We start from the raw sequence: 16,353 nt of genomic DNA, 5'->3' as shown, positions 1-16,353 counted from the left end.
TCTTTATCCTTCCGTGCGGCCCTTGCCGCCCTTTTCGCGCAAACCCTGCAATCGCTGGGCTTCCTCTACAACACGTTGGCTGAGTCCACCAGAGGCGAGCGCTGCATGTATGACAGTTTCGCGCCCAAATGCCATCCCAAGCTCGTCGGCAGTCAGACATCCGACGAATTTCCCCCGATGTGGGGTGCTCAGTTTGGACTTCCCTCTTCCGGAGCCATCCGAGGCCTGGATCAGAACCCGTGCCTCCTCTTTGGCCAGCCAATCCTTGACCTTTTCATATCCTCCGACCGCGTCCCCCGACTTCCGGGCGAGGCTGATCAGTTCGATGGTGCGCCGCAATACCTGACGTACCACCTCGTCCACGATGCCCTCTGGCACCGTGACCTGTGACTTGAACCCGCGGGCAAAGAGTTTCTTCTTCACCGCTTGCTCGAGCGCAGGCCGGCGAGCGGTGACATACACCCCACGTCCGGGAAGCTTGCCCAGAATATCCGGTACAACCTGCCCGTCCGGTGCCATCACGAACCGGATCAGATCGGATTTTGGAAGTGTTTCGCCGGTGGCGATACACTTCCGTTCCGGCCCGTCTAGACGGGATTTTTCTGCACCACCGCGCGTCATCTACATCTCCAGAAGAGGGGAGGCCGATCAGGCTTCCGCGTCTTCTTCAACCTCAGTTTCCAGGTCTTCTTCATCTGTTTCCAGATCAGCCGGATCGACCCAGCCGAGCATAATGCGGGCCGTCATCACCAGATTTTGTGCGTCTTCCAGGCTCATGTCGAAGGGCTCAAGAAGGCCGTCGTCTTTCACCCGCTCACCGTTGACGGTGGTCCAGCCACCGGCCAGCTCCCAGTCAGCGCAGGTCGCGAAGTCGTCAAGCGTCTTGACGCCATCCTTGGCCAGCGCCTCAACCATCTGGGGTGTCAGCCCGTCAAAGTCAATGAGGCTATCCTCGGCACCCAGCTCGCGCGCGTTGTCGAGCGCCGCTTTTGCCTGCGCCTCCAGATAGTCCCGCGCCCGCGCCTGCAGCTCTTCTGCCGTGCTTGCGTCAACACCGTCGATCACCAACAGCTCATCCAGCTCGACATAGGCGACTTCTTCCAGATTGGTGAAGCCTTCGGAAACCAGCAGCTGCGCAAAGAATTCATCGAGATCGAGGGTTTCCATGAACAACCCTGTCCGTGCCTCGAATTCCTTCTGGCGCCGGGCCGACTCTTCTTCTTCGGTCATGATGTCGATATCGAGATTGGTCAACTGCGACGCGAGGCGTACGTTCTGACCGCGACGACCGATGGCCAGCGACAGCTGCTCATCCGGCACCACGACTTCGATCTTGCCTGCTTCTTCGTCCAGAACCACTTTGGACACTTCGGCCGGCTGCAGCGCGTTGACAAGGAAGGTCGGCTGATCTTCATTCCACGGAATGATGTCGATTTTTTCGCCCTGCAGTTCGTTGACGACGGCCTGAACTCGGGAGCCCCGCATACCGACACAGGCGCCGACCGGATCGATGGATCCGTCATAGGAAACGACGGCGATCTTCGCGCGCGAGCCCGGATCACGGGCTACGGCCTTGATCTCGATGATGCCGTCATAGATTTCCGGCACTTCCATCTTGAACAATTCGGCCATGAATTCCGGAGCGGTACGGCTCAGGAAAATCTGGGGACCGCGCGGCTCGCGGCGCACATCCTTGATGTAGCAGCGGATGCGGTCATTCGGGCGATAGCTCTCGCGGCCGATCTTTTCATTCCGCCGCAGAATTGCCTCGCCGGAGCCAACGTCAACGATGACGTTGCCGTATTCCTCGCGCTTGACGAGACCGTTGATGATCGTGCCGTTGCGATCCTTGAATTCCTCGTACTGACGATCCCGCTCTGCTTCGCGCACCTTCTGGAGAATCACCTGCTTGGCCGACTGGGCTGCAATCCGGCCCATTTCGACTGGCGGAACCTCTTCGGAGAACACATCGCCGACAACAGGGTTGTCCAGATACTGCCGCGCCTGCTCGACCGTCAGCTCGGACTGGTAATTCTCCAGTTCGTCATCGGCCACCACGGTGCGCACGCGGGTAAAAGTCGCTTTGCCGGTCTTGCGATCGATAGACACACGAATGTCCATCTCGCTGCCGTAGCGGCTCTTGGCGGCCCGGGCGAGGGACTCTTCCATCGCCGCGACCACCAGACCCGGGTCGATCATCTTCTCGCGCGCCACAGCTTCGGCGGTTTGCAACAGCTCCAGCTGGTTTGCAGAGGTGATAGCCATTACGTATTCTCCTCTTCGGACCCTGCGGCCCCTTCTGCGGACCCTTCGGTCTCTATGTCGTCAAAGGCATCTTCGTTCAAAACGCCAGCAGCCTTGCGCTGACGCAGCATTTCCTTGATGAGATCATCGGTCAAAACCAGCTTGGCGTCGCTCAGCCAGTCGAATTTCAGGCCGATGGTCAGCTGCTCGCCCTGATCCTCAATGTTGATCAGAACCTCATCATCCTCGACACCGGCAAGCTCACCCTTGAAGCGGCGCCGACCGTCTATCAGTTCCGTCGTTTCCAACTTGGCCTCGTAGCCTTCGAACATGTCAAAGTCCTTGAGGCGGGTCAGTGGCCGATCGATACCCGGGCTGGAGACCTCCAGCGCATAGGCATCAAGAATTGGGTCTTCGACATCCAACGTGGCGCTCACTGCATTGGAGATCTTCGCGCAGTCATCTACCTCAATCCCGCCATCGGGCTTGTCGGCCATGATCTGCAGCGTAGTGGTCTTGCCAGACATCAACCGAAGGCGGACCAGCTCATAGCCGAGATCTTCGATCACAGGTGTGATGATCTCCGCCAGGCGCCGGTCAATTGCGGCTTTGGCAATAAGGTCATTGGTCATCGGACTTCCAAACACAAAAAAACGGGCCCGCGGCCCGTCGAAATCAATCGTTGGTGCCTCAGGACCAGAGCCCGACACGCCGCTGTTGTCGGTCGATATACGCGGGCCCACCCGGTTTTGCAAGCCCTACCTCGAACAGCACCGTTCAGCCCTGTTCGAGGCGCGCTTTCATCTGCTCTGCAAACCCCCGCGTGCGGGAGGGATCCTGACCTCCGATAACCAGATAGCCGACACCATCTGATGTCCAGGATGTAGCAGCGAGCCCCTGCGCCATGCGATCCGTGAGGGCGCTGTCGGCATTGGCGGTCGTGATCACACAGAGCGCGTAGGGCGTGCCATCCTCGCCAAGATAGGCCATCTGCATGAGCGGCTTGTTATTGAAGCCCAACACTTGCGCACGGTGAAAATCCAGCCCCTCCACCGCCGTGACGGAGGCCAGTGCAACGCCACTGCGGGAGTGGAACTGCTCAAGCGCGGCTTGTGCCATCTCTGGAGCCTGGGTGGTCTGCTCGACGGTTTCCGTCATATAGAGCGATTGATAGCTGGCAACCACATCGATCCAACCCGGAGCAGCCTGTTTCGGTTGCAGCAGGTAACCCCCTGATATCCCGATGCCAAAGGCCAGAACCACCGAGGCCACAAGCCGCAAAGGAGCGCCGCTTTGCCGTGATTGGGGAGCGTATTGATCCAGCACAGGCGGCTCGGGAGCGCCCAAACGATCGACCGCGAATGCCTCTTGCAGCGCGTCTATCGGAAGCATCAATGCCTCCATGCGGTTCTGCAGATCCGGATCTGTTTCCAGCGCACGATCAATGCCCCGGCTCAGCTGCTCATCGGCCTCGCCATCAAGATAGGCGGTCAGATCCTCATCCGAAATTCTTACGCTTGCCTTCGTCATACTCCAGCCTCCACCGCAGAAGCAGATAATGCTCCTGCGACTTTCTTCCGTGCGCTGGCCAAACGGCTCATGACCGTGCCAATCGGAATACCGAGTGTGTCAGCCGTCTCCTGATATGTGAAGCCTTCTACATAGGCCAGAAGTACAACAACACGCTGCCCTTCCGGAAGCGCTCCTATCTTAGTGAACACTTCAGACAGGAAAATATTCTCCTCCGCAGTGACCGAAGAATCAGGGATCTCCGTTTCTTCGAGCGCAACAAGCCCGCCACCGGTGCGAACTGCGGTTGCGCGAATCTCATTCAACCACAGCCGATGGGCCATCCGAAACAGCCAACGGTCCAAATGGGTGCCAACCTGATAGCTCTCGTGCTTTTCCAATGCCCGCAGGCAGGTCTTTTGCGCCAGATCATCCGCGCGATCACGCTTGCCCGTCTGCGCCAGACAATACCGCCAAAGCCGGGGGTAGATCGGTGCAATGCCATCCCGGATTTCATCCAGGGACGATTTTTTCCAAAGACCAAGAATAGTGCCTACTCCTGCGGTGCAATCAAATCAGTCAAATCAAAGACAACCCGGCGCTAACATTAAGAGCAGGATCGGACAATGCTCAACTTAATCTTTTGAATTCGCACAACAGCGGCTGTTCTGTGCCCAGCAACTACGCGTCCCTGCTGGAAGTCTACGTCAGAACTCTGCCTGATCCGGGCCGCACCATAGCGTGCAGCGGTTTTGTCAACGCGTTGGCGGCGGGTTACGGGCCTACGACATCCACCACCGTTCGGCGATACGATGGTCATCGAACGGCGCGCGTGTGGACACACGCGTGGGTTTCGCCACATGCGATGCAGCCGCCAGCATCATATCTTCGGCCGAAGGATGATAGAAAAACCCGCCACGGTTCAACAGATCCTCCGACCGTGGAAGAGCCGCGATGTCGACATAGCCATCGCGCAGCGCCTCTGCCCGAACGCCTGCATCCGGTATGACAATGAATTCAAGCGCATCAAACCATCCCGCGAGGCCATCCTTGTAATGCTGCCCCAGGCGGCGTGCACGAAAATGGCGTTCATCCTGCGCGCGCTCCATCTGATACAACCCCGTACCAGACATCGCGGCCAGAGAGACATCCACCGCACCGCCGGGCGCGATCACCAGCCTCGCGTCCGCGAGCCGGTACGGCAGATGCGGATCAGCTTCGCTCAACGCGATTGTGACACCACCGTCAGCAGATTGCCGAATATCCCGCAAACCGTTCCAGCCAAGCCGGCCGAGGCCCGCGTGGGCCTCCAGCGAAGCCACCACATCCCCGCCCGTCATATCGGTTCCGTCGTGGAATTTGACACCGGGCTGCAACTCCACATGCCACTCGCGCGCCGTGTCATCACTGCGCCAGCCTGTCGCCAACTCGCCGCGCAATACGCCGTCTGGTGCCACTTCGGTCAACTGATCATAGACAGCGCTCCGTGCCATCCGTCCAAGGAGGTCGCCGCCATCGCGCGGTACGGCAAAACGCAGCGTACCGCCACGTCTGGGCCGATTGGAGAGGGAGGCCCCGGTCGCCGCCAGCAATGCGGCCGCGGCACCCGTCGAGAACAGAGCACGGCGATCCAGACGGCTCATTCGGAAAAATCCTCCGCCAGCTGATCCATTGCCTTGACCAAAGCGGCGCTAATGCCCGGCTCCGACAAGGCATGCCCAGCATTTCGCACCATGACCAGATCTGAATTCGGCCAGCATTCGTGGATACTGTAGGCAGACTGCGGAGGGCAGATCATGTCAAAACGGCCCTGCACGATGATGCCCGGAATATGCGCAATCAGCCCCATGTTCGCACGGATCTGACCATCCATATGAAGGAAGCCCGCATTGGTGAAATAGTGGTTTTCAAGTCGCGCGAAAGCACGGGCGTAATCTCCGGGGCTCTCACCCGAAACACCGTTGGAATAGACCGATGCCAGTGCGTTTTCCCACGCGGACCAGGCCCGGCCAAAGCGGACTTCCTCTTCGCGATTTCCGGAAAACAGGCGCTTATGATAGGCGGCGATCAAATCACCATGTTCGCTTTCCGGCACCAGCGCGGTAAATTTGGCCCAGGTTTCGGGCCAGAATTTGCCAGCCCCCCCACCGTAGAACCAATCCAATTCCGCCTGGGTCATCAGGAACACGCCCCGCAGAATCAAATGGGTCACCCGATCCGGATGGGTTTGGGCATATATCAATGCAAGCGTCGCCCCCCAGCTGCCTCCGAAAAGCATCCAGGCGTCTATCTCAAGCAGTTCGCGGATCATTTCCATATCCGCAACCAGATGCCAGGTGGTGTTGTCATCACAGGATGCATGCGGGCGTGACCGACCGCAGCCGCGCTGATCGAACAGAATGATACGATAGACCTTCGGATCAAAATACCGCCGCATGGCCGGGCTGGTACCGCCACCCGGGCCGCCATGGCAGACGATCACAGGCACCCCATTCGGATTGCCACATTGTTCTACATAGATCCGATGACCTTGCCCCACGTCCAACATTCGCTGATCGAACGGCTCAATCGGCGAATAGAGAAACTGCACAGCGCGCTTTTGATCCGGGTATTTGTCCATTACTGACCTAACTAAACACTAGACCCACAAGAAAACACACGGAGACAGGAATGCAAGCGCAACAATCCACGGTTGACCCCTCCGAAGTTGCCAAGTTTGAGGCAATGGCGGCCGAATGGTGGGATCCGAACGGGAAATTCAAACCCCTGCACATGCTCAATCCTTGTCGCCTCGACTATATCACGCGACAGATTGCGGGTGAATTCGACCGGGATCTGGCGTCATCCGCCCCCTTCTCTGGCCTGCGCCTGCTCGATATCGGCTGTGGCGGCGGCCTGCTCAGCGAGCCGATGGCGCGACTTGGCGCGGAGGTCATAGGCGCCGACGCCGCCGCGGGCAATCTGCCGGTCGCCAGAATCCATGCAAAGCAATCCGGGCTCGATATTGATTACCGCCACACCACCGCAGAGGATTTGGCATCCGCAGGCGAGGTCTTTGATGTCATACTCAATATGGAAGTTGTGGAGCATGTCGCCGATCCGCTCAGCTATCTGACCGCCACGCAGAAGCTGTTGAAACCCGGCGGGCTACAGATTTGTTCGACGATCAATCGCAATCCCAAAAGCTATGCCATGGCGATTTTCGGCGCCGAGGTGGTTATGCGGTGGCTGCCCCGTGGCACGCATGAATGGTCGAAATTCATCACGCCCGACGAACTCTTCGACCTGCTGAGCCAGGCAGGCCTGTCACCAGTCGATCGCAAGGGATTTGTTTTTAATCCCCTCTTTTGGAGTTGGTCGATCTCCGACCGTGATCTCAGTGTAAATTACGTGACGACAAGCATAAAATCGTAGCTGTGGTCGCTGAACCCTCCGAAATATGGGGGGAGATCTTGGCAAAAGGCTTGCGTTACTATTCTATCTATACTTTGGTATACGCATGCATCCTTAGGAGGAGTTGCCGGAGACGTGCTTCGTGCATACTGTCTCCCCACGCCTCTCCACCAATGGCAACGCGTTTCTGAACCACTCGCATTGCCCTCCGGAATGGATGTGTACCCTGGGACGCACTCACACCACTCACGGCCCAGTTTCAGAAAAAGAGCGTCGGCATTTTCCGGCGCTCTTTTTTTATCGGCTTTTATGGGCGGAACCATATTTATCGGCGGAACCGGAAGAATGGGCGGATCGGGCCGGGCCAAGGCGTCCGACCGACACAAACTTCAGTCTTCTGCTTCAAGTTTTCCCCGAAACTCTCTGAGAATGGGCAAGGCTGACCTGACCCGATCCCCCCCCAGTTCCGCGACGACTTCTGATATCATCGGGATGATAGACGTCAGAGCTGCATCGCGTGCCGCGCGGCCTGACGGGCTGATGGCAACCATTTTACGCCGGGCATCATCCCAATCCGGGCGGACATGAACATAGCCCGCGACCTGTAATTTATTGATGGTATTGGTCATCGCGCCGCGTGTGACATGGAACGCTTTGGCAAGCTGAGCCGGGGATCGTTCCAGACCTGCCCGTGCCAGATGGTTCAGAACCGAAAAATGCGATAGTTCCATGCCCTTGGGGAGCGCCTTGCTCAGACGTGTCCGCGCGAGCTGATCCGCCATCAGGATTTCGCTGAACAGCGACACGGCAAGGGAATGATTCTCATCCATCAGGGACCGTCAAACTCTCGGTCATGAGACAAGGACGGCACGCGCCCGCGCGCTTTCCTGACCTCCGCAAGGTCGAGATCGATGCAGGTCACACCAACCTCTGTGCCGGCGTCCGCCAGGATCTCACCCCAGGGCGAGACCGCAATCGAGTGACCATAGGTTTGCCGTTGCGCACCACGACGCGCGGGATGCAGCCCGGTTTGCGCTGCCGCCAGCACATAGCAACCGGTCTCAATCGCCCGGGCCCGGAGAAGGCTGTGCCAATGCGCTGCGCCCGTGACATGAGAAAACGCAGCCGGAGCCGTCAGAATATCGGCCCCGGCCTGAGCCAAGCGGCGGTGCAGAGCCGGAAACCGGACATCATAGCAAATCGTCATGCCAATGCGTGCAAATCCCGCATCAGCCAGCACCGCCTGAGTACCGGGCCGATAGCCATCTGATTCGCGGTAGGTTTCTTCCGGAGTAACCTCGACATCGAACATGTGGATCTTGTCATACCGCGCGGCGATTTCACCGGTCGGAGAGATCAGAAACTGACGGTTGGCGAACCGGCCGTCAGCATCTTGTGTCTTTATCCCGAGGGAGCCAATCGACACCCACACCCCGTATGTCATCGCCGCGTTACGCAGGCCAGCCAACGTAGGGTCATTACGCTCGTGATGCAAAACGTCTTGCTGATGGGCTCTGCTGGTGGAGAGGCAGTTGGTCACCTCTGGTGTCAAGACGAAGCGTGCTCCCTGATCCGAAGCCTCCGCTATCAAGCCAATGGCCGTAGCAAGGTTCTCGTCTGGATCGTCGGATGACGTCATCTGAAGCAGAGCAGCGCGCATGTCAGACCTCAGGCTGCCAAAAGAGGGTCAAGCTTGCCCGCACGGTCCATGGCGTAAAGATCGTCACAGCCGCCGACATGAATATCCCCGACAAAGATCTGCGGCACGGTACGTCCACCGTTTGCACGTTTGATCATTTCGGCCTTGCGATCCGGGTCGGCGAGAACATCGATTTCAGAAAAGCTCACGCCTTTTTGAGACAGAAGTCGTTTGGCCGCATGGCAAAAGCCGCACAGCGGGGATGTATAGATCTCGACCGGTTTCATATTGGTCTCCATAGGCGTTTGGTCTTGGGTCTTGCGCGATGTGGGGTGCATTTACAAGCATTGCTACAATTTTCACAACGCCGTGACCACCCGAGCAAGAACAACAACGCTGACCTTGGTGGCACCTGCCGCATAACAGGCACGGGTACAGGCAGAAAGAGTAGCCCCACTGGTCAATACATCATCAATCAGCACGACATGGCGACCGGCAACCCGATATCCCATCCGTTGATGAGGTCGGATCGCATGTTCGAGCAATGTCACTCGCTCCTGCCGGGTCCGGCCCTCCAGCATCGGCGTCTGAACGGTCCGCATCAACGCATCCGGGCACCACTCGCAGCCGGTCCGCGCGGCCAGGGCCTGGGCCAGCAAGGCCGATTGGTTGTATCTACGGCGCAACAGCCGGGACCAATGCAACGGAACCGGCACCAGCAATGGCTCATCTGCAAGAAGCGGCGCCGCAGCTCTCGCCATCCATGCGGAGACAGGCCGGGCCAAATCGGTTCTGTCACCATGTTTCAATGCAAGAACCAGTCGGCGCCCCTGTCCTCCATAGGCAAGCGCAGCGCGACCCCGGGACCAGTCACGGGGGGTAGAGAGGCACTCGTCACATTCGACGTGCTGCCCATCGTCTTCGCCCGGCACCGGCACCCCGCAACTGTCGCACACGAGGCCGGAGATAAAATCCGTATCGCGCCAACAGGCACTGCACAGCCCGAAATCGCTTTCGACCAGACCACCGCAGTTCAGACAACGCGCGGGGTAAACAAGTGAAACTGCCGTTTGAATCCGTAGACGCAACGTCATAGGTACACCTCATGACACAAGAACCGATGGCCCATCCCCAAATCTTTGACCATGACACACTGCACCTGCGGCGCAGCCGGCGCAGAGCAGACGCAATGTTCCTGCACGAAATAGCCAGAGACGAGATTAAGGATCGGCTCAGCATGGTTAATAGAGTCTTTACCAAACCCGCGATTGTCGCAGCTTTTGCGGAGCCTTGGGTTGGTGTGTTGCCAAACGCGCGGATTGTCTCCGACAAAACCGTCCTCGACCTTGAACCTCAATCCCATGATCTGGTGATTCACTCCATGGCCCTGCACTGGGCGAATGATCCGGTGGGCCAGCTCATTCAGTGCCGTCGCGCGCTTGTGGAGGATGGGCTGTTGCTGGTGATGACCTTGGGGGGACAAACCCTGCAGGAGCTGCGCGCCTCGCTGGCGGAGGCCGAGACCTACATCAGCGGCGGCCTTTCCCCACGCGTGGCCCCGATGGCAGAAATCCGCGACCTTGGCGGGCTGCTTCAGCGGGCCGGGTTTGCGCTGCCGGTGGCGGACCTGGTGCCGCTCACGGCGCAATACCGAAATCTGACCCATTTGATGCACGATCTGCGCGCGATGGGGGAAACCAATGCGATAAAGAATCGTCTTCGCAAGTTCAGCCGCCGTGCGCTGTTTGAGCTTGCAGACCACATCTACAGTCAGAATTACGCCTCCGATAGCGGAACCCTGAATGCCACGTTCGAACTGGTTTGTCTGACGGGCTGGGCGCCGGCTGATTCCCAACCACAGCCTTTGCGTCCCGGTTCAGCAAAGATGCGGCTGGCCGACGCCCTGAGGGTCCCGGAAAGCGACCTGCCGAATGAAGAGATGTAACCAATAATCTGAGCCAATGGTCGCAGTCAGATGATCCAATTGGTGTTTGCCCGCCTATCGACCTATCTAATCCCTAACCGCGACATCACACAGGATCCCTACCCATGCTGGATGCCAGCCAAAATGCGACCCACCCGTCCAATGCCCCGGCCGACCACCCCACAGTGAAACCAGAAAAAGTCGGAATCCTGCTGGCCAATCTCGGCACGCCGGATCACTACAGTTACTGGCCGATGCGGCGCTATCTGAGCGAATTCCTGTCGGATCAGCGGGTCATCGACTATCCCGCCTGGAAGTGGCAGCCGCTGCTGCAGCTGATTATCCTGACGAAACGCCCGTTTGCCTCGGGTGCTGCCTACAAATCCATCTGGAATCACGAAAAGAACGAAAGCCCTCTGATGACAATCACGAGGGATCAGACCGAGAAGATGGCAGAGGCGATGCAGGCGCTATACGGCGATCAGGTCATGGTCGATTTTTGCATGCGCTATGGAAACCCGTCGACCCACTCGAAGGTCGAGGCCATGATCGCCGCCGGTTGCCGCAAAATCCTGTTCGTGCCGCTCTATCCTCATTATGCAGGGGCAACATCGGCCACGGCAAATGACGCCTTTTTCCAGGCCTTGATGAAGCAAACCTGGCAGCCCGCAGCGCGGACGATCGAACCATATTTTGACCGGCCGGAGTATATCGACGCGCTCGCCCGGTCCGTCGAAGAGGCCTATGCCAAGCTGGACAAAAAGCCCGACATTCTGGTGTGTTCTTACCACGGTATGCCGAAACGCTACCTGATGCAGGGCGATCCCTACCACTGCCAATGCCAGAAAACCACGCGTCTGCTGAAGGAACGTCTTGGCTGGGCTGACACGGATATCACCACGACCTTTCAGTCGGTCTTTGGCCCGGAAGAATGGTTGCGGCCCTACACGGTCGAGCATGTGGCGGAGCTCGCCAGACAGGGGAAGAAGAATATAGCGGTGATCGCGCCGGCTTTTTCTGCGGACTGCATCGAAACGCTTGAAGAGATCAATGAAGAGATCTGCGAGAGCTTTGAACATGCCGGGGGGGATGTGTTCACCTACATTCCCTGCCTGAACGATCAGGCCACCCACATTGACGCCTTGTCACAGGTCATACGCGACAACCTGAAAGGTTGGCTCGACTAGTTCAGCCTGCGCTTGTTTGGAGGCTCCGGCCCCCGAAATCGGAAACAAAAAAAGGCGGCTGGAGTACCAGCCGCCTTCTTCTAGATATGTGCAACGATTAGTTGCTTGCAGCAGCAGCGGCCACGATGACCAACAGCAGCAGCGGCAGAAGCATGCCGGAAGAAGAACCGGTTGCTTCTTCAATGATAACCGGCGCTTCAACGATCGGCTCTGCCAGGTTACCGGCAGATGCAGCAGATGCAGCAGCGACCAGGGCGGCAGCGATAACGAGTTTCTTCATGTTAACCTCCGAAATACGCGCACAGCACACATATGATGTGCGCACTCAAGACTTACCTCGTGAGTTTTTTCTAAGCAGTAAACCCACCGGATTGCAATTGCTTGTTAAATCCAATGCTGTGCCGCTGACTGGGTTGTCGTCAAATAAGCAACACCTGCGTGCCGTTCCGGGCCAGTTTGAAAAGCTGGGCGATGTGTTCGTTATAAAGACCGATGCAGCCGTTGGAGGATTTACGCCCGATCTTGCGCGTGTCGTGTGTGCCGTGAATGCGGTAGTATTTCCATCCAAGGTAGAGCGCATGCGTCCCCAGAGGGTTATCCGGACCCGGCGGAATATATGCAGGCCACTCCGGGTTGCGTTTTCGCATATTGGGCGTCGGAGACCAGCTGGGACCCTCAACCTTGCGCACCACCTGGGTCCTTCCGCGACGGGTCAGGTCATCGCTCAGCGGAACTGACGAGGGGAACAGCTTGTAAACTGTCTCGTCTGCGGACCAATAGTGCAACGCCCGGCTGTCAATATCGACGAGAATCGCCCCATTGCGCAGACTGTCAAAATAGGGACGCCAGTCCTTTGACCGAAAGGCAGAAATATTGCGGGCCACATTGGGTTCAGGCTCGGGAGCCGGACGCAAGGGGTCTATTCCCTCGCTGCCCTCAGCGCCCGGCAGGTTTTGGGCCAGGGCGGGCATTGCGATCAGCGATGATGCTCCGGCAAGAAACTGTCGGCGAGTCGAAATCAAAAGGGGTTTGCGTGTCATGACAAGCTACTCTGCAATGTGAGGGCGGATTTACCCAGGACTTTATGGCCGGAATGCCGCAGTCGCAATTCAATCCCCTACAATCTCGCCATTGTGACCCCGCTGGGTTTGCCTATAAGTCACAGGGGCGATACAGGACGCTGTGATCCAATACTTAGGGCTTAGAATGACACGCGTATTTCTGATTCTGGCAACATTGGCGATGTTCGTTGCCGCAGCATGCACCACCGGCAACGATGGCACCGCGGGCGGCTCCGGCGTGTACAGGATTCGCAACGAAGAACGCGTGCAGTTTCGGATGCTCGATTCGGTCAACGCCCTGCGGCAGGCCGCAGGCAGCCCGGCGGTGCAATTGGATGCGATGCTGAATGCCGCTGCCGCCACACACTCGCGGGATATGGCTGTTCAGAACCGCCCCTGGCACTTTGGATCGGACGGCTCGTCGCCGCTCGATCGGGTGGCCCGTGTGGGCTACACCGGATCAATGCTGGGCGAAGCGATCTCGGAAACATACGAGAATGAACTGCAGACATTGACGGCCTGGATGGAGAACAGTGGCACGCGAGCCGTAATCATGGATCCCAAGGCCGTGAATATGGGCTTTTCCTGGTATCAGGAACCCACAGGCAAGATTTGGTGGACGCTGGTCATGGCCAACTAGGGACCATGCCGGAAATCGCGGAAAATCGCACCGTGTTCTGATCTTTGTCTGATCTTCGACGGTGTGAAATCCATCAGGGTCGCAATGTGATGAGCGTTCCGTCCTGAACCATTGCCCATATCTCTTCGATTTCATCATTGGTCACCGCGATACAGCCGGCGGTCCAATCCCTGACGCGCGCAGCCCGACGGCGATCTTTCTGATCGTTCGGTTCGCCGTGGATGAAGATGTCACCACCAGGGCGCGCGCCCATCGCGCTTGCAGCAGCCCGGTCAGCCGTGTTCGGATAGGAAATCCCCAAGGAAAGATGGAACTGGCTGCGCGGATTGCGGCGATTGATCCAATACGAACCCTCCGGCGTGCGACCGTCGCCCTCAATTGCCTTGTGGCCGACCGGCGCAAACCCCAACCCCACCTCATACTCTCGCAGGATCTTGGTTTCGTTCAAAAGATACAGCTTTCGCGCGCCCTTGTTCACCACTACCGAGGTCACCGGCGGGCCGTTATAGCGTGAAACATGGGGGCCGCTTGCGCAGCCTGCCGTTGTGCCGAGGGCGGCAATCAAGCCTACCCCGAATGTTCGCCTGTGCATTATATGTGCTCTGTCCGCTCTTTTTGGCTTTGTTGTTGGCCCGCAGCTTACACTAAACCTGTCGAAATAAGAAAATCACTTTTGTGTCGGTCCGTCCCGAGAATTTGCCAGGTGAGTTTCAATTGCATCCAGCCGAGAAAGCACCAGATCACGATAGGCATCCGTGCGCTGGTCCTCTTCCTGCGAATGCGCATCCTGCATCGAGTTTACAATCAAACCCACCAGAAGGTTCACGACGGCAAATGTGGTAACCATGATGAACGGCACGAAAAAGGCCCAGGCATGGGGATAAACCTCCATGACCGGCCGGACGATGCCCATGGACCAGCTCTCAAGCGTCATGATCTGGAACAGCGAATAGGCGGACAGTCCCAAGGTGCCAAACCAATCCGGAAATGTGTCGCCAAAGAGCTTCGTCGCCATCACTGAGCCGATGTAGAAGATGATAGCCATCAACAGGAAGACAGATCCCATTCCGGGCAGAGCGGTAATGAACCCCTCAACCACCCGGCGAAGGCGCGGCGCGACTGAAATCACCCGCAGAACCCGGAGAATTCGTAGCGCGCGCAACACCGAGAACCCCTGCGCGCCCGGGACCAGCGCAATGCCGACGATCAGGAAATCGAAGATATTCCAGCCATTCAGGAAGAATCTCAGCCGTTGTGCGACCAGCTTTGCTGCGATCTCCAGTACGAAGATCAGCAGGCAAAGATTATCCACCAAATGCACGATCCCGCCGATCCGGGACATGATGACGTCAGATGTTTCCATCCCGAGCGTCACCGCATTCACCAAAATCACGGCCGTTATGAACCGACCAAAAGAATCACTCTCCAGAATGGCGTTGAGGCGGTCGATCATCTGAGATGCTTTCTTTCGGTTGGTCATCGGGTGTAGGTCAGGCTTGCGACAAGTTCGGTATGCGCCGACCAACGAAACTGGTCAACAACCTGAACCCAATTCAGCGCATACCCGGCCGCAATCAGCATTTCAGCGTCCCGCGCAAAGGTGATCGGGTTGCACGAAACATAGGCAATGACAGGTGTTTGTGCACGGGCCAGCTCTGTGATCTGGGCCTCTGCTCCGGCACGTGGCGGATCAATCACGACGGCATCGAAGGCGGCTCCGAATGGCTTCAGGTCCTCGGCAAGCAGCGGGTTTCTGAACAGATCCCGCGTCTGGGTCGTGACTTTCTTCAGACCCTGCGCTTTGCGCCAGCCCTGCTCCAGCGCCAGCATCATTTCGCGATCGCCTTCCACGGCGAGAACCTCTGCCCCCTGCGCCAATGGCAGCGAAAAAGTACCGCAACCCGCGAACAGATCCGCTACACGGCGCGCGCTGCCGACAATCTCCTGCACAGCCTCGACGAGCGCCGCCTCGCCCTCATGTGTCGCCTGAAGAAATGACCCCGGCGGCGGGCTGACAAGAGCAGGCCCAAATCTCTGGTAGGGCGCCTGGTCCATTCCCATCGGTTCTTCATCCCAAGTCAGGCGAGCCAGTTTATGGCGTTCGATCATCCGGCCGAGTTCTATGCGAAGCGGACCATCCAGCGCTTTGCCGTTGCGCACCAGCACATCCAAACCAACATCGGAGGTGGTCAGGGTCACCGATAATTCCGCCTTTCGACTTGCACCGATGACGGCAAGTTCTTCTGCGACAGGAAGACCTGCAATCAACTCAGGGTCCAGCAACTGGCAGTCCGGAATGGAGGTGATGACATCGGACGCCCGGCCATGAAACCCGGCCATCGCGCCTTTTTTGGTGCGTTTCGCAGAAAGCGTTGCTCTGCGCCGGGACCGGGCCGGCGACGTCAACATCGGGCGGAATTCAGTTTCCAGACCGCGCGACATGAGCGCAGTCCGGACGATCTCCATTTTCCAATCGGCGACAAAGGCGTCGCTGGCATGTTGCAACTGACATCCGCCACAGGATTTATAATGCCTGCATGGCGCCTGTACCCGGTGGCCCGACGGCTCTTCGATCCGGATATCTGTCAGTATCTGCCCCGCCGCCTTGCCGGTGACGATCTCACCGGGCAGGGTTCGCGGGGCGTAGATCGGTCCCGGTGCGATCCCGTCGCCCTGGTGTCCCAATCGTTCGATCGTGGCTCTGGTTCTGGCTGCGTCATTCATACTCCTGCCTTAGCGCGGGTTGGCCGACGGCA

At 58.1% G+C, this 16,353-nt stretch carries 20 protein-coding genes; 4 read left to right on the top strand and 16 right to left on the bottom strand.

The annotated features are described in order from the left end of the window. Positions 1-3: 3 nt before the first annotated feature. From FGE21_RS06350 to pip, 7 genes are all read right to left on the bottom strand, one after another. Complete coding sequence (locus FGE21_RS06350) at positions 4-621, bottom strand: RNA-binding protein (protein ID WP_139662459.1); 618 nt, start codon at positions 619-621, stop codon at positions 4-6. Positions 622-648: 27 nt separating this feature from the next. Beyond that, positions 649-2,265, bottom strand: a complete 1,617-nt coding sequence (nusA, locus tag FGE21_RS06345; RefSeq protein ID WP_139662458.1) for a transcription termination factor NusA — start codon at positions 2,263-2,265, stop codon at positions 649-651. Then, on the bottom strand, positions 2,265-2,876 hold the full coding sequence (gene rimP, locus FGE21_RS06340) for a ribosome maturation factor RimP (RefSeq protein WP_139662457.1): 612 nt from the start codon (positions 2,874-2,876) through the stop codon (positions 2,265-2,267). The genes nusA and rimP overlap by 1 nt, the downstream gene beginning before the upstream one ends. Positions 2,877-3,021: 145 nt before the next feature. After that, the gene (locus FGE21_RS06335) at positions 3,022-3,774 is read right to left on the bottom strand and encodes an anti-sigma factor (protein WP_139662456.1); all 753 of its coding nucleotides are present in this window, start codon (positions 3,772-3,774) and stop codon (positions 3,022-3,024) included. After that, positions 3,771-4,244 (bottom strand): RNA polymerase sigma factor, encoded by a 474-nt coding sequence (locus FGE21_RS06330; RefSeq protein WP_255731387.1) that lies wholly within the window; start codon positions 4,242-4,244, stop codon positions 3,771-3,773. Before FGE21_RS06330 ends, FGE21_RS06335 begins: the two co-directional genes overlap by 4 nt. Before the next feature lie 291 nt (positions 4,245-4,535). Next, a complete protein-coding gene (locus FGE21_RS06325) occupies positions 4,536-5,396 on the bottom strand; it encodes an ABC transporter substrate-binding protein (RefSeq protein ID WP_139662454.1) in 861 nt (286 codons plus the stop codon). Continuing rightward, complete coding sequence (gene pip / locus FGE21_RS06320; RefSeq protein ID WP_139662453.1) at positions 5,393-6,373, bottom strand: prolyl aminopeptidase; 981 nt, start codon at positions 6,371-6,373, stop codon at positions 5,393-5,395. The genes FGE21_RS06325 and pip overlap by 4 nt, the downstream gene beginning before the upstream one ends. Before the next feature lie 50 nt (positions 6,374-6,423). Between pip and ubiG the strand changes: the two genes are divergently transcribed. After that, positions 6,424-7,167, top strand: a complete 744-nt coding sequence (gene ubiG, locus FGE21_RS06315; protein WP_139662452.1) for a bifunctional 2-polyprenyl-6-hydroxyphenol methylase/3-demethylubiquinol 3-O-methyltransferase UbiG — start codon at positions 6,424-6,426, stop codon at positions 7,165-7,167. A 368-nt stretch (positions 7,168-7,535) separates the two neighbouring features. Here the strand turns inward: ubiG and FGE21_RS06310 are convergent, their stop codons facing one another. The 4 genes from FGE21_RS06310 to FGE21_RS06295 all read right to left on the bottom strand — a co-directional run bounded on the left by FGE21_RS06310 (position 7,536) and on the right by FGE21_RS06295 (position 9,879). Continuing rightward, a complete protein-coding gene (locus FGE21_RS06310) occupies positions 7,536-7,976 on the bottom strand; it encodes a MarR family winged helix-turn-helix transcriptional regulator (RefSeq protein ID WP_139662451.1) in 441 nt (146 codons plus the stop codon). After that, positions 7,976-8,806 (bottom strand): carbon-nitrogen hydrolase family protein, encoded by an 831-nt coding sequence (locus FGE21_RS06305; RefSeq protein ID WP_139662450.1) that lies wholly within the window; start codon positions 8,804-8,806, stop codon positions 7,976-7,978. The genes FGE21_RS06310 and FGE21_RS06305 overlap by 1 nt, the downstream gene beginning before the upstream one ends. 8 nt (positions 8,807-8,814) lie before the next feature. Further along, positions 8,815-9,072 (bottom strand): glutaredoxin 3, encoded by a 258-nt coding sequence (gene grxC, locus FGE21_RS06300; protein WP_139662449.1) that lies wholly within the window; start codon positions 9,070-9,072, stop codon positions 8,815-8,817. Between the two features lie 72 nt (positions 9,073-9,144). Continuing rightward, positions 9,145-9,879 (bottom strand): ComF family protein, encoded by a 735-nt coding sequence (locus FGE21_RS06295; protein WP_139662448.1) that lies wholly within the window; start codon positions 9,877-9,879, stop codon positions 9,145-9,147. Between the two features lie 11 nt (positions 9,880-9,890). On the opposite strand from FGE21_RS06295, the gene FGE21_RS06290 reads away from it, so the two are divergent. Both FGE21_RS06290 and hemH read left to right on the top strand, forming a co-directional pair. Then, on the top strand, positions 9,891-10,730 hold the full coding sequence (locus tag FGE21_RS06290) for an SAM-dependent methyltransferase (RefSeq protein ID WP_139662447.1): 840 nt from the start codon (positions 9,891-9,893) through the stop codon (positions 10,728-10,730). 104 nt (positions 10,731-10,834) lie between these two features. Then, on the top strand, positions 10,835-11,896 hold the full coding sequence (gene hemH / locus FGE21_RS06285; protein WP_139662446.1) for a ferrochelatase: 1,062 nt from the start codon (positions 10,835-10,837) through the stop codon (positions 11,894-11,896). A gap of 97 nt (positions 11,897-11,993) precedes the next feature. On the opposite strand, the gene FGE21_RS06280 is transcribed toward hemH, so the two are convergent. Continuing rightward, positions 11,994-12,176, bottom strand: coding sequence for a hypothetical protein (locus tag FGE21_RS06280; RefSeq protein WP_011540212.1), 183 nt, complete (start codon positions 12,174-12,176; stop codon positions 11,994-11,996). Between the two features lie 139 nt (positions 12,177-12,315). Beyond that, positions 12,316-12,936 carry a L,D-transpeptidase gene (locus tag FGE21_RS06275; protein WP_139662445.1) on the bottom strand — a complete coding sequence of 207 codons (621 nt, stop codon included), beginning with the start codon at positions 12,934-12,936 and terminating at the stop codon, positions 12,316-12,318. Between the two features lie 166 nt (positions 12,937-13,102). On the opposite strand from FGE21_RS06275, the gene FGE21_RS06270 reads away from it, so the two are divergent. Beyond that, positions 13,103-13,597, top strand: a complete 495-nt coding sequence (locus FGE21_RS06270) for a CAP domain-containing protein (RefSeq protein WP_139662444.1) — start codon at positions 13,103-13,105, stop codon at positions 13,595-13,597. A 73-nt stretch (positions 13,598-13,670) separates the two neighbouring features. Here the strand turns inward: FGE21_RS06270 and FGE21_RS06265 are convergent, their stop codons facing one another. The 3 genes from FGE21_RS06265 to FGE21_RS06255 form a co-directional block, all read right to left on the bottom strand. Further along, positions 13,671-14,189, bottom strand: coding sequence for a murein L,D-transpeptidase family protein (locus FGE21_RS06265; protein ID WP_139662443.1), 519 nt, complete (start codon positions 14,187-14,189; stop codon positions 13,671-13,673). 75 nt (positions 14,190-14,264) lie between these two features. Then, positions 14,265-15,050, bottom strand: coding sequence for an ion transporter (locus FGE21_RS06260; RefSeq protein ID WP_139662442.1), 786 nt, complete (start codon positions 15,048-15,050; stop codon positions 14,265-14,267). Positions 15,051-15,073: 23 nt separating this feature from the next. Further along, the gene (locus FGE21_RS06255) at positions 15,074-16,321 is read right to left on the bottom strand and encodes a class I SAM-dependent RNA methyltransferase (RefSeq protein WP_139662441.1); all 1,248 of its coding nucleotides are present in this window, start codon (positions 16,319-16,321) and stop codon (positions 15,074-15,076) included. Between the last annotated feature and the right edge of the window lie 32 nt (positions 16,322-16,353).

The sequence above is a fragment of the Phaeobacter sp. B1627 genome (assembly GCF_006265095.1).
Classification (GTDB): domain Bacteria; phylum Pseudomonadota; class Alphaproteobacteria; order Rhodobacterales; family Rhodobacteraceae; genus Epibacterium.
Note: the sequence above shows the minus strand (reverse complement) of the source record. Positions and strands in the feature narration are given on the sequence as shown.

Coding starts and splice junctions, on each gene's coding strand:
- FGE21_RS06350 (WP_139662459.1), bottom strand. CDS start 621: ATGACGCGCGGTGGTGCAGAAAAATCCCGTCTAGACGGGCCGGAACGG.
- nusA (WP_139662458.1), bottom strand. CDS start 2,265: ATGGCTATCACCTCTGCAAACCAGCTGGAGCTGTTGCAAACCGCCGAA.
- rimP (WP_139662457.1), bottom strand. CDS start 2,876: ATGACCAATGACCTTATTGCCAAAGCCGCAATTGACCGGCGCCTGGCG.
- FGE21_RS06335 (WP_139662456.1), bottom strand. CDS start 3,774: ATGACGAAGGCAAGCGTAAGAATTTCGGATGAGGATCTGACCGCCTAT.
- FGE21_RS06325 (WP_139662454.1), bottom strand. CDS start 5,396: ATGAGCCGTCTGGATCGCCGTGCTCTGTTCTCGACGGGTGCCGCGGCC.
- pip (WP_139662453.1), bottom strand. CDS start 6,373: ATGGACAAATACCCGGATCAAAAGCGCGCTGTGCAGTTTCTCTATTCG.
- ubiG (WP_139662452.1), top strand. CDS start 6,424: ATGCAAGCGCAACAATCCACGGTTGACCCCTCCGAAGTTGCCAAGTTT.
- FGE21_RS06310 (WP_139662451.1), bottom strand. CDS start 7,976: ATGGATGAGAATCATTCCCTTGCCGTGTCGCTGTTCAGCGAAATCCTG.
- FGE21_RS06305 (WP_139662450.1), bottom strand. CDS start 8,806: ATGCGCGCTGCTCTGCTTCAGATGACGTCATCCGACGATCCAGACGAG.
- grxC (WP_139662449.1), bottom strand. CDS start 9,072: ATGAAACCGGTCGAGATCTATACATCCCCGCTGTGCGGCTTTTGCCAT.
- FGE21_RS06295 (WP_139662448.1), bottom strand. CDS start 9,879: ATGACGTTGCGTCTACGGATTCAAACGGCAGTTTCACTTGTTTACCCC.
- FGE21_RS06290 (WP_139662447.1), top strand. CDS start 9,891: ATGACACAAGAACCGATGGCCCATCCCCAAATCTTTGACCATGACACA.
- hemH (WP_139662446.1), top strand. CDS start 10,835: ATGCTGGATGCCAGCCAAAATGCGACCCACCCGTCCAATGCCCCGGCC.
- FGE21_RS06280 (WP_011540212.1), bottom strand. CDS start 12,176: ATGAAGAAACTCGTTATCGCTGCCGCCCTGGTCGCTGCTGCATCTGCT.
- FGE21_RS06275 (WP_139662445.1), bottom strand. CDS start 12,936: ATGACACGCAAACCCCTTTTGATTTCGACTCGCCGACAGTTTCTTGCC.
- FGE21_RS06270 (WP_139662444.1), top strand. CDS start 13,103: ATGACACGCGTATTTCTGATTCTGGCAACATTGGCGATGTTCGTTGCC.
- FGE21_RS06265 (WP_139662443.1), bottom strand. CDS start 14,189: ATGCACAGGCGAACATTCGGGGTAGGCTTGATTGCCGCCCTCGGCACA.
- FGE21_RS06260 (WP_139662442.1), bottom strand. CDS start 15,050: ATGATCGACCGCCTCAACGCCATTCTGGAGAGTGATTCTTTTGGTCGG.
- FGE21_RS06255 (WP_139662441.1), bottom strand. CDS start 16,321: ATGAATGACGCAGCCAGAACCAGAGCCACGATCGAACGATTGGGACAC.